3 protein-coding genes are annotated in these 4,878 nt (G+C 70.2%); 1 reads left to right on the top strand and 2 read right to left on the bottom strand.

Translation table 11 applies throughout. The annotated features are described in order from the left end of the window. Positions 1-477: 477 nt before the first annotated feature. Entirely contained in the window at positions 478-2,160 is a 1,683-nt protein-coding gene (locus VF697_RS01850) for a di-heme-cytochrome C peroxidase (RefSeq protein ID WP_331091654.1), read from the top strand. Positions 2,161-2,170: 10 nt separating this feature from the next. Here VF697_RS01850 and VF697_RS01845 read toward each other — a convergent pair whose 3' ends face one another. Together VF697_RS01845 and hemA are read right to left on the bottom strand one after the other, a co-directional pair. Continuing rightward, positions 2,171-3,346 carry an FAD-dependent monooxygenase gene (locus tag VF697_RS01845; RefSeq protein WP_331091652.1) on the bottom strand — a complete coding sequence of 392 codons (1,176 nt, stop codon included), beginning with the start codon at positions 3,344-3,346 and terminating at the stop codon, positions 2,171-2,173. A 49-nt stretch (positions 3,347-3,395) separates the two neighbouring features. Next, the gene (hemA, locus tag VF697_RS01840; protein ID WP_414641223.1) at positions 3,396-4,649 is read right to left on the bottom strand and encodes a glutamyl-tRNA reductase; all 1,254 of its coding nucleotides are present in this window, start codon (positions 4,647-4,649) and stop codon (positions 3,396-3,398) included. Positions 4,650-4,878 lie beyond the last annotated feature (229 nt).

Genomic DNA, 4,878 nt, shown 5'->3' with positions numbered 1-4,878 from the left:
CGACGCACTGCGCCGCCGCGTCGAGCGCCTGGAGCGCAAGCTGTCTCGCGGTGCGCGTGAGTACACCTTGGACTTTGGCGCCCCGCCGCCTCGCAATACTCCGTGAAGCGGAAGAGCGGACAGCGCAACCCGCCCTCCGGTACGACGCCGCTGTCACGCGGCGGCGCTTCTCCTCCGACCAGGGGCTGAGCCACCTGCTCGGGCACTTGTCATGCCCTGGTTGTCTGCCGAACCTGCCGCACACCTGCATCCCAATGTTTCTGATGTGGGTGTTCTGTTCCTTCCAAAATGAGGGGGAGATAGCGCATGGAAGGCTTCCGTGGGGTACGTCGTGGTGCGGTGAGACTCACGGTTCCAGCGGCGCTCGGGGCGCTCGTCTGGTGTGTCTTCGCGGGGGGACTGGGGAGCTGTGCCTCGGCTCCGCGTCCACTCCCTCCTCAACCCTCTCCACCCCTCTCCCAACCGTCCCCGTCATTGATGACCCCGCCTCCCTTCGCGGGGGGGAGCGGTTCGGAGACGTTCTACCACCAGGCCCAGGGCACCGAGCACCTCTGGCTCTCCGTCCTCCGCTCGATTCCGAGCCTCGCCAGCCTGCGGGGCCAGGTGACCGGCTTCCAAGCCTTCATCGACAACCCCGAGCGGTTCGGCCTGTTGCCGGATCCCAACGGCCCCGAGGGATTGCCAGTGGGTCTTGCCATCACCCCGGTCACCGAGCGACAGCCGAATGCGCGGGTGGGTTTCAATTGCGCGGCCTGTCACGTCGGCGAGTTCCACTACCAGGGACGCAAGGTGCGGGTGGATGGGGCACCCAGCCTCATCAACCTGGAGGTCTTCAACCTGGAGGCCATCGCGGTCATGGGGGCACTGCTCAAGGACAAGACCCAGCTCGCGGCCTTCCTCGAGCGGCTGTCCGAACGGCTTCCCGGGGTGTCAGGAGGGAGCCTCGCGGAGCGGCTCCAGGCGGCCTACCCCGACAGCGATCTCACGCCCGATGGCAATCGGGATGCGCGGGAGAAGCTCGCGGACGAGGTGGAGTGGTTCCTGTCGACCCAGCCGCAGAAGAAGGAGGAGTGTCCTCCCCACATGGACATGTTGGTGGACCAGTACGTCCATGATGTGAGCCGCAAGCAGATCCGCACCGTGTCCGATGCGCTCCGGCTCTTGCAAGGACACATGGTGTACCTGGGGCGCCACTGCGCGGTGACGGAGAAGATGACGGCGGCGGGCCCTGGCCGGGTCGACGCCTTTGGCGTGGCGCGGAGCATGCTGTTCGGTCCACAGAACGCCAAGGCCGTGCCGCTCAATGCGCCGGTGAGCTTCATGTGCCTCTGGGAGTTCCAGAACCAGACGTGGCTGCACTGGGACGGGAATACCAACTCGATCATGCAGCGCAACATCGGCCAGTCCCTGGGCATGGGGGCGACCGTCAATCGCAAGACCCATGACTCCTCCATCCGCCCCCGAGATCTGGATCACCTCGAGAGGCTCTCCCACGAGATGAAGGCGCCCGCGTGGCCGCGGGAGCTCTTCGGGGCTCCGGACGCGACACGCCTCGGGCGGGGACGCGTGCTCTTCGAGCGGGAATGCGGGAGCTGCCACGGACCCGACATCGAGCCCGTGCCCTGGCAGCAGGTGCGGACCGATCCAAACCGAGCGCTGAACTTCGCGGCGGAGGTCCAGTCGCAGGAGGGGCGCTTCCCCTTCTACGCCGCGCTGTGGGAGCTGCTCACGCACGTCGAGAGCCAGGCGAATGAGCGCGACGTCATCTCCGAGGAGGAGCGTCGGCGGTTCGAGCGGGAGAGCGTCCAGTGGCGAGCCAGCCTGGGGTATGTGTCCCGACCGCTCTACGGCGTCTGGGCGACCTCGCCCTACCTCCACAATGGCTCCGTGCCGACGCTGTGGGACCTCCTCCAGCCGCCGGCGAAGCGCCCGGCGCAATTCATCCTCCAGGGCTGGGAGTACGACCCGGTCAAGGTCGGCTATGCCACCGTGACGCCGCAAGACCCCAACGCGGCCGGCTATGTGCCCTTGCCTTCCGGACAGCTGGCCTTCGTCTTCAACGTGAAGGAGTCCGGCAACAGCAACGAAGGACATCCGTATGGGACGCAGCTGTCCGACGAGGAGAAGCGCGACCTGCTCGAGTACCTGAAGTCGCTCTGAGGGCTTGGGCTCAGGGCGTGAAGTCCATCACGGCGCGCAGCTGGCGGGCGGTGACGCTCGCCGGCACGAGCCGGGTGAGCGTGTCGCGCACGAACCGTCCGGCCGCGTTCTCCAGCTGGCCAACGCGCCCGAGCTGGAAGGACTGGGACACGAAGCCGTTGGCGCGCTGGATGCGGCGCCGCTCGTACGCGGCGAGCGCGGCGGGGACCTCCGCCTCCCGGGCCAGACAGCCGGCGAGCACCACGGCGTCCTCGATGGCCTGGCAGCCGCCCTGGCCCATGTTGGGCGTCATCGGGTGCGCGGCATCTCCCAGCAGCGTCACCCGGCCCTGGCTCCAGCGCTCCACGGGGACGCGGTCGTTGATGTCCGAGCGGATGATGTTCTCCTCGGGCGTGGACTGGATGAGTCCCGGGATGGGGGCGTGCCAGTCGCCGAAGATTTCCAGCAGCCGGGCCTGGGCCCGACCGGGCTCGTTCTTGCCCCCAGCCGGCGCGTTCCAGGTGCAGAACCAGTAGAGCTCCCCGTGCCCGATGTGGACGAGGCCGAAGCGGGCACCGGGGCCCCACGTCTCCCAGTTGTGGCCCGGGTTCTCCACGAGCGAGACGGCCCGCGTGACGCCGCGACAGCTCGTGTAGCCCGAGTAGCGCAGCGGCGTGTCCCCGAGCACCCCGCGGCGCACCACCGAGTGCAGTCCGTCGGCGCCCACCAGGACGTCTCCCGTGGCGGTGCTCCCGTCCGACAGCTCGACCGTCACCTGCTGGCCGTCGTCGTGCACGGCCGTCACCGCGCGGCCCGTGTGGACGTGCTCCTCCCCGGCATGGGCGAGCAGCACCGCCTGGAGCCGCGCCCGGTGGATGCCGATGACGGGGACGCCGAACTCCCGCTGGAGCGCGTCGAAGGTGAAGTGCGTGAGGACCTTGCCGGAGGGCTGGCGCATGTCTCCCGCGTTGAAGGTGGCACCGGCCGCCGCCACCTCGTCGGCCAGCCCGAGGGTGCGCAGGGCGGCCATGGCGTTCATCTGCACCGTGATGCCCGCGCCCACCGGACGCAGGACCTCGGCGCGCTCGAAGACCGTGGCGCGCAGGCCCGCCCGGCGAAGCGCGCAGGCCAGCGTGAGCCCGCCAATGCCTCCTCCAGCGATGAGGACGTGGCGGGGCCGGGGACTCGGAGTAGGGGTTGTCGACATGGAATCCTCTCGCGCGGGATTCTAAGGGGACGCGGGAGGAGTCCCACAACTATCCGAGCAGGCCGAACAGCTCGGCGGTGGTCCTGGCGAGCTGGGCGTCCTCGTGCTCGGTGCCCGCTGCCCGCAGCCGGGCGGTGGGCTCGTGCAGCAGCTTGTTGATGATGGCGCGCGCCATGGCCTCGACGCTCTTGCGCTGCTTGTCGGAGAGCCCCTCGCCGAGCGTGGCGAGCGTGCGCTCCACCTCGGCGCGGGCGATGGTGTCGGCGTGCTGGCGCAGCCGGGCGAGCACGGGCACGCCGTCGCGCACGGCCCGGTCGCGGACGAAGCGGGCCACCTCCTCGGCCACCAGGGTCTCGGCCTTCCCGGCCTCCTCGACGCGGGCCGCCTCGTTGCCGGCCACGAAGCGCTGGAGGTCGTCCACGTCCCGGACGCGCACTCCCTCCAGCTCGCCCACCTCGGGAGCGATGTCGTGCGGCACGGCCAGGTCCACCATGACGAGCGGCCGGTGCGCGCGGGCCTCCAGCACCGCCGCCATGTTCTCGCGGGTGAAGAGGGGCACCGGCGACGAGGTGCCACTCACCACCACGTCCGTGGTGGCCAACAGCGAGAACAGCTCCTCGAAGGGATGCGCGGTGCCGCCCACCCGGGCCGCCAGGGCCTCTGCGCGCGACAGGGTGCGGTTGACCACCCGGATGCGGCCCGCCCGCGCCTGCACCAGGTGACGCGCGGCCAACTCCGCCATCTCGCCAGCGCCCACCAGCAACACCGTCTTGCCCTCCAGCCCGCAGTGGGCCGTCCGGGCCAGGGACACGGCCGCGCTCGCCATGGACGTGGCCGCCATGCCGATGGCCGTCTCCGTGCGCACCCGCTTGGCGCACCGGAAGGCCGCGGCGAACATGCGCGACAGCTCGCCGCGCACCGTGCCCGCCGCCAGGCTCCGCTCCAGGGCGTCCTTCACCTGCCCCAGCACCTGCGCCTCGCCCAGCACCATGGAGTCCAGGCTGGAGGCCACCCGGAAGAGGTGCGTCACCGCCGCCTCGCCCTGGTGCTCGTACAGGTGCTCGAGCACCTCGGGGCCTCCCAGCCGGCCCAGCTCCTCCCGGAGGCGCTGGCGGGCCTGGGCCCCATCCCGTGCCGCGACGTACAGCTCCACCCGGTTGCAGGTGGAGATGAGCAGCGCCTCGGTGGGTGCTTCCCCGAGCCCGCGCAGCAACTCCACCCGCCGCTCCTCGGACATCACCAGCCGCTCACGCACGGCCACGGGCGCCGTCCGGTAGGACAGGCCGATGCACAGCAACTCCATCGCGTGCGCCTCACGGGCGTCGCCGCTCCCCTGCGGCGTCGACGAGGGATGGCTGGGCTCGAGTGCGTGCATGATCCGTTCTGCTCCGATCCAAGGAAGGAAAAGGGGCCCCCTCGCGGGGGCCCCGGAGTTGGGTCCATGACCACTACGGGCTGATCTTGGCGCCGGCGAACTTCAGCAGGTCCCCGATGAAGAACTCGCCCTTGTCGTTGCCCAGCTCCGGCTTCCA

It is taken from the genome of Archangium sp. (assembly GCF_036388035.1).
Taxonomy (GTDB): Bacteria; Myxococcota; Myxococcia; order Myxococcales; family Myxococcaceae; genus Archangium.
Note: the sequence above shows the minus strand (reverse complement) of the source record. Positions and strands in the feature narration are given on the sequence as shown.